This is a genomic window from Cellulophaga fucicola (assembly GCF_900119145.1).
In the GTDB taxonomy this organism is placed as follows: Bacteria; Bacteroidota; Bacteroidia; order Flavobacteriales; family Flavobacteriaceae; genus Cellulophaga; species Cellulophaga fucicola.
The window spans coordinates 1,131,130-1,152,867 of record NZ_FPIY01000001.1 but is presented as its reverse complement, the minus strand read 5'-3'; the positions used below and the strand labels follow the sequence as shown (position 1 = coordinate 1,152,867).

At 31.9% G+C, this 21,738-nt stretch carries 10 protein-coding genes and 1 pseudogene; 7 read left to right on the top strand and 4 right to left on the bottom strand.

The features are described from left to right. The gene (locus tag BT107_RS05055; RefSeq protein ID WP_072302654.1) at positions 1-678 is read right to left on the bottom strand and encodes a ZIP family metal transporter; all 678 of its coding nucleotides are present in this window, start codon (positions 676-678) and stop codon (positions 1-3) included. 86 nt (positions 679-764) lie between these two features. Here BT107_RS05055 and BT107_RS05050 point away from each other — a divergent pair, with 86 nt between their 5' ends. Then, on the top strand, positions 765-1,928 hold the full coding sequence (locus tag BT107_RS05050; protein WP_244543098.1) for a THUMP domain-containing class I SAM-dependent RNA methyltransferase: 1,164 nt from the start codon (positions 765-767) through the stop codon (positions 1,926-1,928). A 77-nt stretch (positions 1,929-2,005) separates the two neighbouring features. Here BT107_RS05050 and BT107_RS05045 read toward each other — a convergent pair whose 3' ends face one another. From BT107_RS05045 to BT107_RS05035, 3 genes are read right to left on the bottom strand one after another with little or no spacing between them, the layout of a single operon-like run. Further along, on the bottom strand, positions 2,006-3,949 hold the full coding sequence (locus BT107_RS05045) for an OmpA family protein (protein WP_072302652.1): 1,944 nt from the start codon (positions 3,947-3,949) through the stop codon (positions 2,006-2,008). Between the two features lies 1 nt (position 3,950). Then, positions 3,951-4,904 (bottom strand): PorP/SprF family type IX secretion system membrane protein, encoded by a 954-nt coding sequence (locus tag BT107_RS05040; RefSeq protein ID WP_072302651.1) that lies wholly within the window; start codon positions 4,902-4,904, stop codon positions 3,951-3,953. Between the two features lie 9 nt (positions 4,905-4,913). Continuing rightward, positions 4,914-12,626 carry an Ig-like domain-containing protein gene (locus BT107_RS05035; RefSeq protein WP_072302650.1) on the bottom strand — a complete coding sequence of 2,571 codons (7,713 nt, stop codon included), beginning with the start codon at positions 12,624-12,626 and terminating at the stop codon, positions 4,914-4,916. A 514-nt stretch (positions 12,627-13,140) separates the two neighbouring features. On the opposite strand from BT107_RS05035, the gene BT107_RS05030 reads away from it, so the two are divergent. The 6 genes and pseudogenes from BT107_RS05030 to BT107_RS05005 all read left to right on the top strand — a co-directional run bounded on the left by BT107_RS05030 (position 13,141) and on the right by BT107_RS05005 (position 21,727). Further along, positions 13,141-13,698 (top strand): RNA polymerase sigma-70 factor, encoded by a 558-nt coding sequence (locus tag BT107_RS05030; protein WP_072302649.1) that lies wholly within the window; start codon positions 13,141-13,143, stop codon positions 13,696-13,698. A 66-nt stretch (positions 13,699-13,764) separates the two neighbouring features. Next, positions 13,765-14,964 carry a FecR family protein gene (locus tag BT107_RS05025; RefSeq protein ID WP_072302648.1) on the top strand — a complete coding sequence of 400 codons (1,200 nt, stop codon included), beginning with the start codon at positions 13,765-13,767 and terminating at the stop codon, positions 14,962-14,964. Between the two features lie 23 nt (positions 14,965-14,987). Further along, positions 14,988-15,407: pseudogene (locus BT107_RS17360) on the top strand (TlpA family protein disulfide reductase); the annotation flags it as partial. 83 nt (positions 15,408-15,490) lie between these two features. Continuing rightward, the gene (locus BT107_RS05015) at positions 15,491-15,943 is read left to right on the top strand and encodes a M16 family metallopeptidase (protein ID WP_170854700.1); all 453 of its coding nucleotides are present in this window, start codon (positions 15,491-15,493) and stop codon (positions 15,941-15,943) included. Positions 15,944-16,303: 360 nt separating this feature from the next. After that, on the top strand, positions 16,304-17,791 hold the full coding sequence (locus BT107_RS05010; RefSeq protein WP_072302645.1) for an aminotransferase class V-fold PLP-dependent enzyme: 1,488 nt from the start codon (positions 16,304-16,306) through the stop codon (positions 17,789-17,791). A gap of 222 nt (positions 17,792-18,013) precedes the next feature. Next, the gene (locus BT107_RS05005) at positions 18,014-21,727 is read left to right on the top strand and encodes an AraC family transcriptional regulator (RefSeq protein WP_072302644.1); all 3,714 of its coding nucleotides are present in this window, start codon (positions 18,014-18,016) and stop codon (positions 21,725-21,727) included. The last annotated feature ends 11 nt before the right edge of the window (positions 21,728-21,738 follow it).

The following is a 21,738-nucleotide window of genomic DNA, read 5'->3' as shown; positions in this document are numbered from 1 at the left end:
TTAAATAAAATAAGCTATAATTATGCCTAGTATAATAACAACTAGTTTTCTAAGGTTAAATTTATGTCCTTCAGAACTCTCAAATAAAATAACAGTAGATATGTGTAGTAATACACCAATAACTAAAGCTGTTATTTGTATATGGTAAGTTTGTAAAAAAGGTAAACTACTAGCTAATAAACTTCCTAAAGGAGTCATTATAGCAAACAAACTAATAAACAATATTGCTTGTGCTAATTTTATTTTAGAGTTAAGTAAAAAGATACTTAAGATAATAGCAATAGGAATTTTATGTACCAAAATTCCATAAATAAAATTATGGTCGTGGTGGTGCCCCAACGGCATACCTTCTAGTAAAGAATGTATAGATAAGCTTAAAAAAAGCATCCAAGGTAAATTAACACTCTCTGCGTTTATATGTACGTGACCGTGTTCTGCTCCTTTAGAGAAAAATTCTAAAAATATTTGCAACAAAATACCCAGCATAATAAAGACTCCAATTTCTTTAGAGTCTCCGTGTTCATAAACTTCCGGAAAAAGTTCAAAAACGGTAATAGCTAATAAAAAAGCACCACTAAAAGCTAGTAGCAATTTAAATATTTCTTTATTTTTAGGCTTAGTTATATAAACAAAAATAAAACTAAGTAATACACCAAGAATGGGTAAAATGTAGATCATATTAAATATGGATGTTACACAATTTTGTCGACAAAATGTAATAAGGGGCAAAATTAATGTATTTTTGCCTATTCTTTAATATACCTATGGATAATTATAAAATGATAGCCAAAACCTTGTTTGGTTTTGAAGAAATTTTGGCAAAAGAATTGCGCAACTTAGGCGCAGTAAATGTAAAAGAAGGGGTACGTTGTGTCTTTTTTGAAGGCGATAAAGGGTTTATGTACAAAGCTAACCTGTGTTTGCGTACAGCAATAAAAATTATAAAACCAGTAAAATCTTTTCAGGTTTATAACGAACAAGATTTGTATAGAAAAATTTATGCAATAGATTGGGGAGAGTATTTAACTACGGATACTACTTTTGCTATAGATACTACAATAAAGTCTGATATGTTTACGCACTCTTTATATGTGTCGCAAAAGGTAAAAGATGCTATTGTAGATAAATTTAGAGACACAGAAGGTGAGAGACCTAGTGTTGATGTTAAATTCCCAGATATGCGTTTTAACATACATATACAAAACGAAACGTGTAATGTTGCTATAGATACTTCTGGTAGATCTTTACACCAGCGTGGTTATAGAACAGCAACAAACATAGCGCCTATTAATGAAGTTTTGGCAGCAGGTTGTTTGTTATTAAGCGGATGGGATGGCCAATGTAATTTTATAGATCCTATGTGTGGTAGTGGTACTTTTTTAACTGAAGCAGCAATGATTGCTTGTAATATACCGGCTAACATAAATAGAAAAGAATTTGCTTTTGAAAAGTGGTCTGATTTTGATGAAGATTTATTTGAGAAAATTGTAGATAGTAGTTTAAGTAAAACTAGAGATTTTAAATTTGAAATTAAAGGTTTTGATAAAGCTCCGTCTGCTGTTAAAAAAGCAATAGACAATGTAGAAAATGCTAATTTAAGCGATTACATATCTGTAGAACGTAAAAATTTCTTTGAGACAGAAAAGGAAACAGAAGGCCAGTTACATATGGTTTTTAATCCGCCATACGGAGAAAGACTTAATATAGAGATGGAAGAGTTTTATGCTAGTATAGGAGATACCTTAAAGAAAAACTACCCAGGAACAGATTCTTGGTTTATAACATCTAACTTAGAAGCATTAAAATATGTTGGTCTAAGACCATCTAGAAAAATAAAAGTATTTAACAGTCACTTAGAATCTAGATTGGTAAAATACGTAATGTACGAGGGCAGTAAAAAAGCCAAGTATAACAAGGATATGCAATAAAATTACTTATTATAGAGCAAAAAGGGTCAAAAACAGAAATTTTTGACCCTTTTTTTAGTAAAATATTTTTTAGTGTTTTATTTATTTATAATAATAAATTCCGATCTTCTGTTTATAGCGTGTTCTGTACTAGAGCATTTAACACCATTACTACATTTATTTAGTAATTGAGATTCTCCAAAACCAACTCCCGTAATTTTACTAGAATCTACACCTTTAGAAATTAAATAATTTACGGTAGACTTTGCTCTTCTTTTAGATAACCATAGATTATAGGTGTCACTCTCTGTACTATCTGTATGCGCGCCAACTTCAATAGCAACAGTAGGGTTTTCTTTCATAAATTTAGCAACCTTGTCTAAATCTGGATATGATGCTACTCTTAAATAAGAGCTGTTAGTATCAAAATAAATAGATTTTAATTTTAAGTAATTTGTTAAATCAGATCCTACAGAAGTATCTGCCTTAGATTTTTCCATTTCTAAAACTAAATCTTCAATTGGGTCCTTAACTCCAGGTGTAGTTACATAAATAACTGTATTAGCATATCCAGGTACTTTCGCGGTGATTTTATATTTTTTTTCAGGAAGCTTTATTTCCGATATAAAAATTCCGTTGTTATTAGTCGCTGTACCGACCACAGCATTAGTAGTATAATTATAAACTGTTATTGCTGCATTTGGTATAACATCGTTAGACTCTTTATCTACTACAGTACCTTTTATAGTGCTTGTTTTTAACATTAAATTGGGGTCGCCAATAAAACTGTAAATATCATCACTTCCTTTACCATTAGGTCTGTTAGAAGCTAAAAAGCCTTCATTTTTAGTTTCATCTATTACTATAGAAAAATCGTCTTGTTTACTATTGATACCTTTTCCCATATTATATACATCATCTTTTTTTGTTAGATTGATATAAAAAATATCTAAACCACCCAAACCTGGATGACCGTCTGAAGCAAAGTACAATGTCTCAAATTCAGATATAAAAGGAAAAGTTTCTCTACCTTCTGTATTAATTTTATCTCCTAAATTTTCAGGATTTCCAAAGCTACCGTCGGTATTAATATCTACTGCAAAAATATCTGAAGCACCAAGAGTACCAGGCATATCAGAAGCAAAGTAAAGTTTATCTTCTGCGTAGTTTAATGTTGGGTTAGCAACAGAATACTCGTCACTATTAAAAGGCAATTCGGTAACATTTGTCCAGTTGCCATTTTCTAAAGTAGCCTTATAGACCTTTAGTCTACTTAAACCGTTTTTATCTGGAGAAAATTTACCTTTTTCAGAGTTGTTTCTAGTAAAGTAAACAGTCTTACCGTCTTTAGTAAAAGTGGTAGAAGACTCGTGAGTTTTAGTATTTAATTCTTTTGCAAAGTTACCTTCATAAACAAAACTAGAACTATCTTTTTTAACTGCTGTATGTAAATTTAGAAAAGGTCTGTTGTTCCATTCGTGTACATTATTTACAAGAAAACCGGTATCTCTTGCACTAGAAAAAACTAGTGTGTCTTTATAAAACGATGGAGCAAAGTCAGACTCAGCTGAGTTAGACTCTAAATTAGTTAAAATATATTTTTGTTTGATGTTTTTAATGTTTTCTAAGTAATTAGATTTTTCAATAAACTTAGAAGCTCTTAAGTCTTGATTTTTTATTTTATTAAATTGAAGCATTATTTTATTTGCTTCCTCATAATTACCAATAGACCTTAGCGTTTGTGCATATTTAAATAAGTATTCAGAATCAGAGTTTTTAATATCAGGTGTTATTAACTTTGCATAACAATTTGCTGCTTCTTTATAGTTTGCATTTAGGTAATAAGCGTCACCTAATTTTTTGTAAATGTCTAAAGAAGTTTCTCCTTTTTCTATCACTTTCTTATAAGCATCTATGGCTAGTGCATAAGCTTTAGTATTAAACAAATAATCTGCTTGGTCTAATTGTTTAGTCTGTGCAACTAGTGAGTTGTATGTAACGACTAACAAGAAAATACTAGTTATGATTTTTTTTATTTTCATATTAAAAGAATCTTGGTGTTAGTGCATTTCTAAATTTAGATTTAAAATCATATCTAAGAAAAACCTCAAAAGAACCATCATTAAAGTTGGTGCCTCCTAAAGTAGTAGTTTCTTTATCGTAGGCCAAACCTATCATTAACCTTTCTGTAGCTTGTATACCAATAAGGGCACTTAAAGCAGCATCCCATCTGTAAGCAACACCCATAGAAAATTTGTCTTTATATAAAAACGTATTAGATATATCTACTTGTATTGGCGCACCATAAGTTGTTTTAAGTAATGTGGCAGGCTTCATTTTTAAATCACTATTTAAATTAAAAACATACCCAGAAATTAAATACCAATTTATTTGTTCTTCGGCAATGTAAGATGTGTTTGTAGAAGATTCATCAAAATGTTTAGTCTGTAAAAAATTAGGAATAGAAATACCTGCGTAAAATTTATCTTCGTGATAATAAATTCCTGCGCCAAAATTAGGAGAAAATTGTTTGTCTACACCATTATCTGGTGCAGCAACAGTAGGGTTGTTAGCTCGTAATTTATTGTGATCTATATTTAAAAAATGTCCGCCTGCCTTTAATCCAAATGAAATTTTCCCCTTCTCTGATGCTTTAATGGTATAAGAGTATAAGACATCTATGTACGTGTCTTGGTTGGTACCATTACCAATTTCATCATTAATAACAGAAATACCCAATCCAGATTTTGCAGAAATAGGAGCGTGAATGTTAAAAGTTTGAGTAACAGGAGCACCATCTAATCCTACCCACTGTGATCGGTGTAAGGCAGCAATACTTAAAGCTCCTCTAGAGCCAGCATAAGCCGGGTTAATAGAAATTGTATTGTACATATACTGTGTATACTGCGCATCTTGTTGAGCGTGTAACCCAAAAGTAAGGAGCAGTAAACCAATAAGGCTAAATACGTGTTTTTTATGTTTCAAAATTACTGTCATTTTATACAATTAGTTAAGGTATAAGTACCCGTTTTTAGTTTTAGGCTCTCCCTTTTTTACGTAGTTAATTATGTAATAATACACACCTGTTGGTAGCGTGCTGCTAGATTTAACTACAGCTCTGCCGTTAGATATACCAGTAAATGCTCTAGATGAATTATCATAAGATTTGGTACTATATACTTTTACACCCCATCTGTTAAATATTTCTACGGTGTTTTCTGGAAAAGCTTCAATATTTACAATTAGAAATGTGCCATCTGTTGTCCCAGGTGTAATATTTTCATTCTGAATTTTAATGTCGCAAGCAACGCCTAAAGGAGGTGTGCCACCAACAGAATCACAAGCATCTAATGGGTCTGTATTATCTGTTACTTCTTGACCATCTAGTATACCATCTTTATCTGTATCTGAATCTTCTGGATCTGTACCAATAGCATTTTCTTCTGCATTGGTTAATCCGTCAGCATCACAATCAGATGTATCTAAAGGCGTACCGTTTAGAGAATCACAATCGTCTAATGGGTTTGTATTGTCAGTTACTTCTTGTCCGTCTGTAACGCCATCATCATCTGTATCTGCATCGTTAGGATCTGTACCAAGAGCAGCTTCATCATCATTAGTTAATCCGTCATTATCAAAATCATTTGTAATAGAAATAATAGCAGTATTTGTATTGCCAGCTATGTCTGTAGCAGTAACATCTAATGTGCTAGGAAAAGCTAATACAGGTAAAGAGCCACTATCTGGTGTAGCTGTATTTGTATTTAGGCTAAAATTGCCAGATGTATCTGTAGTAACGGTGTATGTAACTTCTGGAGTACCATCTGCATCTGTATCTATTGTAATAATTAATTTTTCATTAGGTGAACCTTCACCAGTTATTGTTGGTGTAAGATTGTCTGTAATAGCATCATTTACTATAGGCGCCAGCGTATCTATTTCTGCTTTAAAAACTAAAGAACTAAAGCTAATATTACCAAAAGCATCACTAGCAATAGCTGTAATATCGTAAGTACCATCTGCTAAAATACTAGTAGTATAATCTAAAGTCCAGTTACCAGATGCGTCTGCCGTTGTAGTTCCAACTAAAGTACCATCAATAAATACATCAATAGTTCTGTTAGGTTCAGATGTTCCAAAAATTACTAAGGTATTATCAGATGTAATTCCGTCATCAGGAACATTTGTGTCTGTACTAATAGCTGTAATTGCGGGGGTTGTAATGGTAGCCGTTTGTACGTTATAAATCTTAGTAGTTACAACTGTATTTGTATTGCCAGCAACGTCTGTAGTTATAAGACTTGCATCCACAGTTGTATCGCTATCTAAAGCTAAATTGTAACCAGAAACTACAATACTAAAAGCACCTACATTGTTTATAATGCCAGTGTTGGTGACCCCATTAATTAAAAGAGAAACGGTATCACCCACATTAAATTCGCCACTAACAGTACCCGTAATTGTAATATTTCCAGAGGCTTCAATAGCATTTATAGTATTGTCGGCTGTAATGTCATCTATGGTTATTGTAGGTATTGGCAAAGTAGTATCTACATTATAAACTTTGGTAGTTGTAATAGTATTTGTATTGCCAGCGGTATCAGTAGAACTAACACTACCATCTATAGTTAAATCTGTATCTGTAACAAGTTCGCTACCTGAAATAGAAATTGAGTAATTACCCGAAGCATCTACAGTGTCTGTATATAAAGTGCCATTAACAGTAAGACTTACTGTGTCACCTGTATTAAAATCTCCACTAACAGTACCAGTTATATTTATGGTTGATGTAGCCTCTGTACTATTTATAACATTATCTGTTGTTACATTATTAATTGTTAGTATTGGAGTAGGAGCAGTAACATCTACATTATAAATTTTAGTAGCTACAGTTGTACCAATATTACTAGCCGAATCAGAAGAACTAACACTACCATCTACAGTTGTATCAGAATCAGCAGCAAGATCACTACCTGGAACATTAATATTGTAATTACCCAAAGCATCAACTGTATTAGAAAACGAATTGCCATTAACAACAAGTGTTACTGTATCGCCTGTATTAAATTCACCACTAACAGTACCAGTTATATTTATGATTGATGTAGCCTCAGTACTATTTACAATATTATCTGTTGTTATATCATTTATAGTTAGTATTGGAGTAGGTGCAGTAACATCTACATTGTAAAACTTAGTAGCAGTTGTTGTACCAATATTACCAGCGGAATCAGTAGAACTAACGCTACCATCTACCGTTGTATCAGAATCAGCAGCAAGATCACTACCCGGAACAGAAATACTAAAATTACCAGAAGCATCTATTGTATTAGAAAACAAATTACCATTAACAACAAGTGTTACTGTATCACCTGTATTAAATTCACCAGCAACAGTACCAGTTATATTTATGGTTGATGTAGCTTCTGTACTATTCACAACATTATCTGTTGTTATATCATTAATAACTAAAGTAGGTACAGGAGCAGTAGTATCTATTGTAGCAGAATCTGTGCCATTTGTACTTGTATTACCAGCAGTATCCGTTACAGAAGCCGTCACTGTAATAGTATTACCTTCTCCAGGACTAGGAAACGTAGTAGTTACATTACCAGCTGTAATGTTTGCCGAAGTTAAAGTTTGATTTACTCCGTTTATGGTTAAAATATCATTTGCTACAGCTTCAGCAGGTAACGTAATAGTTACATCAATATCGCCTACTAATTCTGTACTATTTATGATAGCATCATTGTTGGTATCTTCAGTTATTTCAACTAAAGGATTTGTGGTTGCTGTAGTGTCAATTAAAGCAGCATCAGAGCCTTCCGAGCTAGTATTACCTGAAGCATCGGTTATAGACGCTGTAACTGTAATTGTATTTCCATTGCCTGGGCTTAGGAAAGTTACTAGAACTTCTTTAGCAGAAATATCTGCAGCGGTTAAAGTTTGATCTGTTCCGTTTATGGTTAAAATATCACCAACAACTGCATCTAGCGGTATGCTAATGGTTACGTTAATATTATCAATTAACTCAGTACTATTTATTATGGCATCATTATTTGTATCCTCAGTTATTTCTACTCCAGGAGCAGAAGTAGCAATAGTTTCTATTGTAGCAGAATCGCTCCCGTTAGTACTTGTATTTCCCGCAGCATCAGTAACAGAAGCCGTTACTGTTAATATGTTTCCTTCGCCAGGGCTAGGGAATGTAGTTGTTACTTCTGTTGCAGTAATGTCGGCCGCAGTTAAAGTTTGATTTACTCCGTTTATAGTTAAAATATCTCCAACAACAGCTTCAGCAGGTAATGTAATGGTTACATCAATATCGCCCACCAATTCAGTATTATTTATAATAGCGTCATTATTAATATCCTCAGTTATTTCTACTAGAGGATTTGTGGTTGCTGTAGTATCAATTAAAGCAGAATCTGTCCCTTCTGTACTTGTATTTCCTGATGCGTCTGTAACAGAGGCAGTAACAGTAATTGTATTTCCCATACCGGGATTAGGCAAAGTTATAAGGATTTGACCAGCTGTAATATTTGATGCGGTTAGAGTTTGATCTGTTCCGTTTATAGTTAAAATATCTCCAGCAACAGCATCACCAGGAAGGTTAATAGTTACGTTAATGTCTCCGACAAGCTCAGTATTATTTATTACTGCATCATTATTGGCATCTTCAGTAATATGAACCATAGGCGCTGTAGGAGCCACAGTTTCTATTATGGCAGAATCGCTTCCGTTTGCACTGGTGTTTCCTGCAGTATCTGTTATGGACGCAGTAACAGTAATTGTATTTCCTTCACCAGGGCTAACAAAACTTATAAGAACTTCATCTGCAGTAATATTTGCACTAGTTAAGGTTTGATTTATTCCATTTACAGTTAAAATGTCACCAACAATAGCATCATCAGGTAAGTCTATAATTACATTAATTTCATCCACTAACTCTGTACTATTAATAATACCATTGTTATTGGTGTCTTCAGTAATTAATACAGTAGGTGCTAGGGTAGAAGTAGTATCTAATAAAGCAGCATCACTTCCTTCTAGACCTGTGTTTCCAGATGAATCGGTTACAGTAGCGGTAACGGTTATTATATTCCCCTCACCTGGACTTGGGAAAGTTACTAGAACTTCACCAGCAGTAATCTCTGCAGCAGTCAAAGTTTGATCTGTTCCGTTTATAGTTAAAATGTCATTTTCTACAGCTTCAGCAGGTAAACCAATAGTAACATTAATATCACTAGAAAGCTCAGAATTACTTATAATTCCATCATTATTAATATCTTCAGTAATTACAACTGTAGGAGCAGAGGTAGCAACAGTTTCTATTGTAGCAGAATCGCTTCCGTTTGTACTTGTATTTCCTGCAGCATCAGTAACATAAGCCGTTACTGTTAATGTGTTTCCTTCGCCAGGGCTTGGGAATGTAGTTGTTACTTCTGTTGCAGTAATGTCGGCAGCAGTTAAAGTTTGATTTACTCCGTTTATGGTTAAAATATCGTTTTCTACAGCTTCAGCAGGTAATGTAATAGTTACATCAATATCACCAACCAATTCTGTGCTGTTTATAATAGCGTCATTATTAATATCTTCAGTTATTTGAACTAAAGGATTAGAAGTTGACGTAGTATTTACAGTAGCAGAATCGCTTCCATCAGTACTTACATTTCCTGATGCATCTGTAATTGTAGCTGAAACAGTTATGGTATTGTCTTCACCAGGACTTGGAAAAGTTACTAGTACTTCACCATCACTAATATTTGTAGTTGTTAAAGTTTGATCTGTACCATTTATAGTTAGAATATCATTTACAACCGCATTTGTAGGTAATGTAATAGTTACATTAATATCTCCAGATAATTCGGTACTATTTATAATAGCATCATTATTAATATCTTCTGTAATTACAACCGTAGGGGCATCAGCAGATGTTGTTTCTATTGTAGCAGAATCGCTTCCATTTGTGCTTGTGTTACCAGCAGTATCAGTAACAGACGCCGTTACCGTTAATGTGTTTCCTTCGCCAGGGTTTGGGAATGTAGTTGTTACTTCTGTTGCTGTAATGTCTGCCGCAGTTAAAGTTTGATTGTTTCCGTTTATGGTTAAAATATCTCCAGCAACAGCTTCAGCAGGTAACGTAATAGTTACATCAATATCACCAACTAATTCTGTATTGTTTATGATAGCATCATCATTGATATCTTCAGTAATAACAACTGTAGGAGCAGAAGTAGCAACTGTATTTACGTTAACAGTATCTGTGCCTGGGTTACTAATATTACCTACAGGATCTGTTATAGTTGCAGTAACTGTTAAAGAACCATCCTCTGCTGGAGGAGTAAATGTTACAAGAACTTCTCCGTCGCTAATATTTGTAGCTGTTAAAGTTTGGTCTGTTCCGTTTATGGTTAAAATATCACCTTCAACTGCATCAGCAGGTAAAGTAATAGTAACATCAACATCTCCAATAGATTCACTTATATTTAAAAACCCGTCATTATTTATGTCTTCAGTAATAACAACAATAGGAGCGCTAGGTGGTGTATCATCAAAAATAATTTTAGCACTACTAGAAGTAAGAGTGTCACAAGAAAAAGTTTCATCATTAATAATAACCTGATATAAAAACCCATCATAACTAGCTGTAATTCCAGTTAGTGTAAGTGTATTAGTTGTGCTCCCTGTATAAATATCTACAGTGTTAGCATCATTTATATCTACAAAACCATTACCATCTAAACGGTCTATTTGCCATTGATATGTTAAAGCTTGTCCGGTTGCAGTAACCACAAAAGTTTCTGGGTTTGTACCATTGGTTAAAATATCTTGTGGTTGGTTTGCTGTGTTTGTTATTGTTGGTGCTTCTCCAGGTTGCTGAAAATCTAACACTGTATTTCCAGAACCACTATCTGCATTCTTAGGAGTAGTATAACCATCTATAACCATATCGCTAATAACCACACCAGTAGTAGCGTTAACAACTGTTGGTAGGTTACCAAGTAATCCGTCGTTATTCTGATCTGTAAATCCTGCTTCTAAAACGTCATTACAACCATCGCCATCTGCATCTAATTCTAAATAATCGGGTGTTCCGTTTGGTGTGGTTTCTGAGTCAGCTAAAGTATAATCTACAGTGCCACTATTAACACCACTAGTTGTTTGCAAGGCATCAAAAATACCATCGTCACTAACAGTTGTGCCAAGTATTCCATTTGTATGCGGTTGTTTATGTCCGGCTTCAATAACATCAAAAATACCATCGTTATCAGAATCTAAATCTAATAAGTCTGGAACGCCATCTGTATCAGAATCTCTGTCCTTACAAGCAAAAAGTATAAGTTCTATTTCATCTTCTACTCCTGTTGCAGAAGTCTGAGCTAATTGTAAAGTAAAAGTAGATACCCTTTGGTTAATTTGTAATGTTCCAGCGGCAGAACCATCACTATCTTTTAAAGAACTTTCAGGGTCATAACCATCTGATGGTAAACCTGTTCCGCCATCTCTTACAGTGGTTCCTGTAGAAACAAAATCGAATGTACCGGCAAGTTTTGACCACGTTAAACTATTTAAAAGGGTTATTTCTGCTGAGGTTTGATTATCACTTCCATCGTTACCACCAATACGGTCTATATGAAGCGTAGGCTTATCTACAAAAACAGGGTTGTTGGCAGCATCTACAAACTCAACCGTAACTGTTACTCCGCTATCATAAGTAGCAGCAAGAGAAATATCAGCTGCTAAGTCTTCTGTCCAGAAATTTGGAGCTGGACTTGTAAAATTACCACTTACAAAGTTGGTAGAGTTTGTTGTGGTAATATTAGCGATTACTCCGTTACCATAATCAAAAGAAGCTGTTTTACCAGCAATAGTCCAAGCGCCAGATTGTACAGGAGTACAACTACCTTCATCAGTATCTAAAATACCGTCATTATCATCATCTAAATCGCAACTATTATTTATACCATCACCATCTGTATCGTTATCTGTAGGTGTACCAATTATAGCTCCAGAAGTACAAGGATTTATTACTAAGTTAGAAAAGGCAAATTCTACTTCGTCTCGGTCTGGTGCAGGTACAACTAATGTTGGATTTTTTTCTAAACCCGTATTAATATTTATTGTGTTTGTCAAATCTGTTATTTGTAAACTACCACCTCCAGTATTTCCGCATTCACCACTTCCACCTAATATTTCAAATAAATTTTGGCCTCTAAAAAATGTTGGGTCAGAAAGAAATCTATCTGTGCCACTTAGTTCATTCCAAGTGTATCCGTCTTGTAAATAAAATATACCAGTTGTATTAGTCAATATTCCTCCTGTTGCTCCAATTTTATCAACGTGTAAAATAGGTTTTTGTATATCTGCTAATGTATTTGTTCTTGTATCGTAAAACTCAAAAGAAATAGTACCATTACTACCATCAATATCTAAAGCCAGAGAAGGTGTCCCTGTAATAGTTGGGTCACTAAAAGCATCAGGAGAACAAAGCATAGTATCGCCGCCAAGAATATCTACATAGCCAGTAACAGTAACTTCAATACGTACTAAACCGTCAGAACTTATAGATGTCCATTTTCCTCCACCTGCATCTGTCCATACTCCAGAGGTTTGTGCATAAAATGCTTGCGCAAAGAATAAGAAAGCAAAAAGCAATATAGCTTTCACTGCTTTTCTTTTATTTAATAAAATAATTGTTGAATTATGTAGCATCATAAATAGTGCACTTTATGAATAAGTAAATGGTTAGTTAAAAAGTTATTCAATATTAAAACGCTAATTTACTAGCAAAACACTCCTTAGTATATAATAATGTTGTGAATACCAGAGATTTGTATATGTATAGAGGTTTGTTGTGTTTTTTTACTGTAAAAGATAATACTGTTAAGTATTTTTATAGGCTTTACAAAGGTTAACGGCTGTTTATTGCTAATATACAGAGGTTAATTTTTTATGCATTTTATAGTGCGGCAAGTTTTGGTAATATTTTAATTTTATCTTGTAATAAAAAGATTGTTAATCAATTTAAGCCAAGCAATGTTTACTTGTTTTGTTTTATTTTTTAATTATTAAAATGTAAAAATATTATTAATTATTATTTTAAATCTGTAGTATTTTTTATTTTCTATTCATCTATATTTGGTTTTTATAGACTATAATTTTAATGATGTAAAATTCTTTTTACCACTAAAATTGACAGTTAATAAGTACTGAGGCAACCCCAATAATAATGAACCTTAGAGAACAAGAAATAGTAAACCGCCTAAAGGAAGAAGATCCTAAAGCATTCAAAGATTTATTTGATATGTTTTATATGCCTTTATGCGTTTACTCTTTAAAATTTTCTGATTCATATGATTTTTCCGAGGATATAGTGCAAGATCTTTTTGTTACTATTTGGAATAAAAAAATATATTTACAAGTTGAGGGTTCTATACGTAGTTATCTTTTTAAAGCTGTAAAGAATAATACATTGCAGGCGTTAAAAAAGAAAGACCGTTATAATTTTGAAAAATTAGATGCTGTAGTAGAAAGTTTTATTCTTGAAGAAAAAGAGAACGATATTGAAGCTATAGAAAAGGCTCAAAAAAAATTATTGCAAGAAATAGAAGCCTTACCAGAAAAAAGCAAAGAAGTTTTTAAAGCAATTGTTTTAGAAAATTTAAAATATAAAGAAGTTGCATTACAGCTTGGAGTTACTGTAAATACGGTTAAAACACATTATTCTAGAGCATTAAAAAAACTTAGAAAATCTTTAGATGTTATTATATTGTTGCTCTTATATTAAAAAATAATTAAATTCTTGTCACCCATTTTACGTTTTTACCTATCTCTATAATATAATAGGTATTTAATGGACAATAAAAAAAAACATATTTTAAAACTAATAGCTAATTATACGGCTAAGGATATTAGTTTAAAAGAATTAGAAGAGCTAGAGGATTGGATAAACCAAGACAATAAAAATAAAGCAACTTTTAATTCATATGTTACTATCTACAAAAGAGCTAAAGAAGCAAATTTTGTAAAACAAACCAACACAGAATATGCTTGGAACTCTATTGTTACTAAATTAAACAATACAGAAAAGTTTACTGTAGACTCTAAAAAAGCAAAAGAAAATCGTTTGCATAGTTTTATAAAATATGCAGTTGCAGCTTCAATTATTTTTGTTGCTGGCTTTTTGTATATCAATAAAACAAAAGAGGTAAAAGAAGATCTTAAAGATAGTCCGGCTATTGTTGTTCAAGAACCAATTTTGCCCGGCACAGATAAAGCTATTTTAACTTTGGCAAATGGTACTTCTGTAGCATTAGAAAAGGGAGAAAATTACAAAAAAGATAATCTTAATAGTAATGGTGAAGAATTGGTTTATAGTCCGTCTTCTTCTAAAGAAATTGCTTTTAATTATTTAACAGTGCCACGAGGAGGTCAGTTTTTTGTTCAACTAGCAGACGGTACTAAGGTTTGGCTTAACTCGGATTCTAAACTAAAATATCCTGAAAACTTTACAGAAGGTAAAGTAAGAGAAGTAGAGTTAGTATATGGTGAAGCTTATTTTGATGTTTCACCTAGTACAGATCATAAAGGAGCAAGATTTAAGGTATTGTCTAAATACCAAGATATAGAGGTTCTTGGAACCGAATTTAATGTTAAGGCCTATACAGACGAAGATAAAATTTATACCACTTTAGTAGAGGGTAAAGTATCTTTAGAGAAGGAAAATGTAAAATCATTTTTAGCTCCAGGTCAACAAGCTGTTACAAAACAAGGTATAGGTGAAGTTACAGTACAATACATAGATGTTGCTGCAGAAATATCTTGGAAAAAAGGATTATTTACATTTAAAAGAGAGTCTTTAAAACAAATAATGAAAACATTATCTCGCTGGTATAATGTAGATGTTGTCTTTTTAAATAAAGACTTAGAAAATATAGAATTTAAAGGCGTTTTTAATAAAAAACAAACAATAGAAGAGGTTTTAACGCTAATACAAAATACAAACTTTATAAATCAATATAAAATAGATGGACAAACAGTTTTAATAAATTAAAGACAGTAGCTCCAGGTCAGCCTTCTCCAAAATTTGTAGATTATGAGAACTATGCTGGTGGTACTACATCTTTAAACGACTTAAAAGGGAAGTATGTTTACATAGATATTTGGGCAACTTGGTGTGGTCCTTGTAAAGCCGAAATTCCTTTTTTACAAAAGGTAGAAGAACAATACCACGGTAAAAACATAGAATTTGTTAGTATTTCTGTTGATAGAAAAGAAGACTATGACAAATGGAAAGCTATGGTTAAAGACAAAGAATTAGGAGGTATACAATTGTTTACAGGAAACGACTTTAAATCTGAATTTATTGAAGACTATTTTGTAATGGGTATTCCTAAATTTATTTTACTAGACCCTAACGAAAACATAGTTAAATCTAGTGCTCCAAGACCTTCGGACGCTAAATTAATTGATTTATTTAATCAATTAGAAATCTAAAATAAACTAGAAAAGCAAACTAATTTTAACCCTCTTGTGCAAGAGGGTTAAAAAAGCACATCAAAAAATTAACTATACATTATATGAAAATGAAGCATTTATTAGAGCATTTAAATTTTAAGGGAACTCCTAATAGCATAAGCGCAATACATTCAGGACACACTAATACTGGTGGTTACTGGGTTGTAAATGCATCGTTTAACCCTTCTCTTTTTCAAAAAGAATTAGATGCTACAATGGTACAGATAAAAAAATGGGCTAAAGATGGTGTTACGGCAGACGAGTTAGCGGCTAAAAAAACAAACATAACAGGTAGTTTTAAAGTTGGTTTAGCTACAACATCTGGTTTAGCAGCTACAGTATTAAATTTTGTTCAAAGAGGATTAGAGCCTAGTTATATAGATCAATATTCAAAAGAGATAGAAGCGGTAACATTAGAACAAGTAAACGCTGCTATTAAAAAGTATGTAGATGTAAATAACTTAATAGTTATTAAATCGGGTTCTTTAGACTCTAAAGGATTACCATTAGAATAAAATTATATCTAAATATAAAGAACCTATTGTATTGGTAATAATGACGTTTTAGGTCACTAAAATTAACAATTAATTAAAATTAACATTATTAAAGTAAGGGTTTACTATTTTTTTTTCGTCTTAAAAGAGAGGAACATAAACCTTTAAGAAAATAAAAAACTATAGTTTGTTTGTAAAAACAACAAATAATATAAAATATAACAACACCTTTCTTTATGCTTTGTTTTCAGTATAAATTTTTGAATTAGTCAATCAATAAAAAATGGAAGAATGTTGTTTAAAGGGCTATTTTTTAGTGGGTAGCCCTTTTTAAAAGATAAAAAAAAAATTGGACTAAAGAACGGTTAAAATGCAAACGTTGTGAATGTTAAAGAAGAAGTTTTAGTACAAGAAAATTTAGAGAATTATTTTCAGCAATTTTCTAGCGGAGTTATAGGAAGCAACCATTATTTTAAAACATTATATGGCGAGCAAAAATTAGTTTATGCAGATTGGATAGCTAGTGGAAGATTATATACGCCTATAGAAAATGCAATGCAACATAAAATTGGGCCAATGGTAGCCAATACACATTCTTTTTCTAGTGAAACAGGTAAAGCCTCTACGTATGCTTATAAATTAGCACGTAAAATAATTAAGGAGCACGTTAATGCTAGTGAAGATGATATTTTAGTTACAACAGGTACTGGTATGACTGGGGCAATTGTAAAATTGCAACGTATAATAGGTATTCGTAAAAGCTTTAAACATAAGCCAAATAGATCTGAGAGACCTGTAGTTTTTATTACACATATGGAGCACCACTCTAACCACGTTTCTTGGATGGAAACCTTGGCAGATGTTGTGATCTTAGATTGTAATGAAGATAAGCTTGTAGATGTAAATAGCTTAGAGCAAAAGTTATTAGAATACAAAGACAGACCTATAAAAATAGGAGCTTTTACTGCTTGTTCTAATGTTACAGGTATTATTACTCCGTATTACGAGTTGGCTAAAATAATGCATAAACATGATGGTTACTGTGTGGTAGATTTTGCTGCATCTGCACCGTATGTAAAAATGGATATGCACCCAGCAGATCCAGAAGCTTATTTAGATGCAATTGCTTTTTCTCCGCATAAATTTTTAGGAGGACCAGGAAGTTGCGGCGTTTTAGTATTTAATAAAAAAATGTATAATGCTAAATGTCCAGATACTCCAGGCGGTGGTAATGTAAAATGGACCAATCCTTGGGGTAGTTATAGTTATTTTGAAGATATAGAGGTTAAAGAAGATGGTGGTACACCAGGTTTTTTACAAACTATGAAAGCAGCTTTAGCTATTAGATTAAAAGAGAAAATGAATGTCTCTAAAATTCAGAAAAGGGAAGAAGAACTTTTAGAAATTAGTTATAAAAATCTTTTAGAGGTTAATGGCTTGCATATTTTAGGAGATATATCTGTACCTAGAATTGGGTGTATATCTTTTACAGTAGAAAATATACACTACAATTTATTGGTACGTTTATTAAACGATAGATTTGGAATACAAGTAAGAGGTGGCTGGTCTTGTGCTAGTACTTATGGTCATTATTTATTTGATATAGATAAAAAAGAATCTAAAAAAATTACACGTAATATTATACGTAAAGACCTGACTAATAAACCAGGTTGGGTACGTTTGTCTTTACATCCTTTAATGACAAATAAAGAGTTATTATTTATTTGTGATGCAATAAAAGAGATACAACAAAAGATTGTCCTTTGGAAAAAAGATTACCAGTACAACCAAGCAACTAATGAGTGGGACTGCTTACAAAGAGGAGATCAAGATATAAAACAAGAAGTTTGCAAATGGTTTAGTTTGTAAAATTTACACAAGAACTTAATTTAGTTTTTATTTCTGGAGAACGTTGATAGCAATTTGTTATCAGCGTTTCCTTTTTATATAATCAAAAACTTCACGCTATTTTAATTCCTTAGAAACATTGTTTTGTAAGTGCATATGCTAATATTAAATAAAGGTTTTGTTAATCTAAACCTAATATTAACTTGACCTTAACAGGGTATTTTAGCTGTTTGTAAAAACAGCATGAAGACACTACATTACTTTCTAATTCTATTTTTAATACTAAGTTTTTCTGGCTACACGCAACAGTTAAAATTTATAAACTATACTACAAATCAGGGTTTATCTAATAACTCTGTTTTAGACATAGAGAACGATAATGATGGCGGATTGTGGATGGCCACTTGGGACGGACTTAATTATTTTGATGGTTACACATTTACCACTTTTAAACATGATATTAATAATCCAAAATCTTTACCAAGTAATTACCTTACCAGTATAGAAAAAGATAAGGATGGTTTTATATGGACCTTTAGTAATGATGGTTTTGTTTGTAAATACTTAGGTAATAACGAGTTTAAACAATTTAAGTTTACACAAAGACCATCTAAAATTGTAGTGTCTAGTAATGGTATCTTAAATGTCATAGTTGGTGGTGTGGCTTACAAATATGTAAACGGTGAGTTTGTTAAAAACACATCAACCTTAAGTGTAGAAAATAAGAACAATGTTTATAAAAAAATACTATTAAATAAGTATCCAGATCTTATTATTAATGATATTTTAAAAGACAAACAAGGTAATCTTTGGTTTGCTACTTTTAAAAACGGATTGTACATTATACCAAACCATACAAACAACTTAAATACCAGTGTAATTCACCATTACACTTACGATTCTTACGCACCTTATACGCTTTACAGTAACGAAATAAATACTCTAAATCAGGATATTTATGGTAATGTATGGTTGGGACAAAAAGATGGTGGTTTAAGTATGGCATATTCTGGGTCCGAGCAAATTTCTTCTGTTGTTCCTCATCCTAATAAATTTCCTCACTTACCGGTAGAAACCACAAGAGCTATAACTAAAGACGAAAATGGTAATATCTGGATTGGCTACTACAATGGAGGTTTGTACCATTATAATGAAGCTACTGAGTGTTACGTAAAGTTTGAAATTAAAGAATCTAAAAATAATTATGAGTGGGAACGTATAAGGAGCATTTATACGGCTAATGATGGTAGCATTTGGGCAGGCACGTATGCTGGTTTATTGCGAATAAAAAATAATAAGTATACAAGATTCGAGGCTTCTAAAATACCGGAGTTACCAAACAATAGAAGTTATTCTTTTTTTGAGGATACAAGTAATCAGTTGTGGATTGGCTGTTGGGGTGGTGTAGCAATGTATAATTTAAAAATGAATGAATTTCAAGTTTTTAAAGGGCAAGATTTACTTAAACATTATCATATAAGAAACATAAAAAAGTATAAAAACGAACTTGTAGTTGCTACAGAAGAAAACGGTGTTTTTTTTTTAGATCTTATAACGGGGAAACTAAGTACGCTTAATAAAAAAGAAGGACTCTTAGGTAATAGTATCTATTCTTTATATATAGATGCGGCAACTAATAATTATTGGATAGCTTCTTTAGGGGGCATTAGTATTTACAATAAAGAACAAGGTATACTAAAAAATATTACAGATATAGACGGTTTACCAAGCCATATGGTTTATGGTTTGTTAGATAATGAAGATAAGGTATGGGTAAGTACCACTAAGGGTATTGCTGCTATAGATAAACAGAGCTATGTTGTAACAGCTTTTAACCCTAAAGAAGGTTGGCAGGCACCAGAATTCTCTGAAGGCGCTTATTATAAAGACAACAAAGGCTTATTATTTTTTGGTGGCGTTAATGGCCTAAATTATTTTAATCCTAATGCTCTAAGTTTTGAAAGACAGACACCTAAATTGAGAGTTGAATTTAATGGAAAAAAAGTCGAATCTAAAATATTATCTAGACCATACAGTAAAAACGATATAAATGTGAGCATTACGCCAGTAGTTTTTCCCGTAGCTAAAAATAGTAGTTATTATTACAAATTACACGGACAGAATAAAGATTGGGTCTTAGCTAAAGGGAAAAAAAATATTCAGTATTTAGATTTGGCGTCTGGAAATTATACTTTTTTAGTTAAAACGAATAAAGATGCTGCTGCCGTAGAAATTTTTACATTACAGATTGAAAAAGCTTTTTACCAAACCATCACTTTTTTTATACTTGTGTTACTCGTATTTATCGGTGTGGCAGTTGCTTTTTTTTACCTGCGTAATAAGGCAACAAAAGTACAACGTAAAAAACTTGAAGAACAGATTGTTAATAGAACAAAACTTATAGAGAAACAAAAAGAAGATTTACTAAAAATAAATACGGAGTTAGACGATAAAAACAAGGAAATTCTGCTTCAGAAAGAAAGCTTATTGAATTTGCATAATAATTTAAAGAATCAAGATTTTGAAGTAGATAAATTTAAAACCTTTGTTTTATCTCAGTTTCAGCAGCCATTGTCTATTATTTTAAAATCGTCGCACGATATAAAAAATAACGATTCTATAAAAAAAGAGTTGGTAGAACAGTCAGGTAAAATAATAGATTTAGTATCAGAATGGAACTATTTAGACCATATTAAGGAGTTAGGAGAAATAAAACTAACATCTGTTAATTTACTTCCTATTTTAAAAGGAATTTGCACAAACGTACAAGAAAAATTTAAAGAAAATAATGCAAATTTTAATGCTGAGTTAGATTCTAATATTGCTTGGGTAGAAGTAGATTTATTGCGCTTTAAACTATTACTTAAATATATCTTTAATGATATTATTAAGTATTCTGAAGCTAAAAGTACGTTAGATGTAGCTGTAAGCTTAGTAGATAATCAACTAGAATTTAGTGTCAGCTCTACTAGTGTTGTTTTACAAAGTAATATAAAAAACATTTTAAACTACAGTCCGTATTACAAAGCATTTTTGGTTTTAATTAAAGATGTTAATGGTGCTTGTAATATAGAAAACACACAACTTTTTAATTTTAAGTTTAGTTTACCAGTAGCAGTAATGCAGCAAAATGTAAAGGCTGTAGAGACTATTTCTTGGAAACACTTAGATCTAAAAGAAAAGCTTCCGCCTAATAAAAATAATATTCTAGTATTTACAGATGCTTCAAATTTTGAAGTTGCTAATCAATTATTAAAGAATGATGATAATTATCTTTTGTTTGATGATTTGGTAACCAATTTATCATCAGCCTTAAAACAAATACGTATAGATGTTTTGGTTTTTTATCAAATAGGGTTTACAAAAGAAACTGCTTATTTTTTACAAAAATATAAAGAGATTCCTAAAAAGGATAGAGTTCCTTTAGTTTATATATCAGAAGAAATAAACTATGCATTACAAGAGACCTCATTAGAGTTTGGAATAGATGTAGTTATACAATTGCCGGCTAGTCAAAGTTTTATTACCAATAAAATAACTTCTTTAATAAACAGAAGCTTAGAGCGCGGGCATAATAAGTTTCAGCAAGAGATATTTAAAATATTAACAGAGGAAAACGATTTGCAATCTGGTAACGAGAAATTATTAAAGCGCAGTTTAGAGATAATTAAAGAACAACTATCAAACCCATCGTTTAATATAGAAATGCTAATCTCTATTCTAGAAATATCTAGAATTAAATGCTACAGATTGTTTAAAGAACATTTAGGGCAATCACCGTCTGACGTAATAACATCTTTGCGTTTACAAAAAGCAGAATATCTACTTAAGAATAAGAAGTTTAATATTTCAGAAATTGGTTTTGAGTGTGGTTATAGTGATAGTAAATACTTTGGACGCACATTTAAAAAGCATTTTGGAGTAAGTCCTAAAACATATAAAGAGCAAAAAATATAAGAGTCATTGTT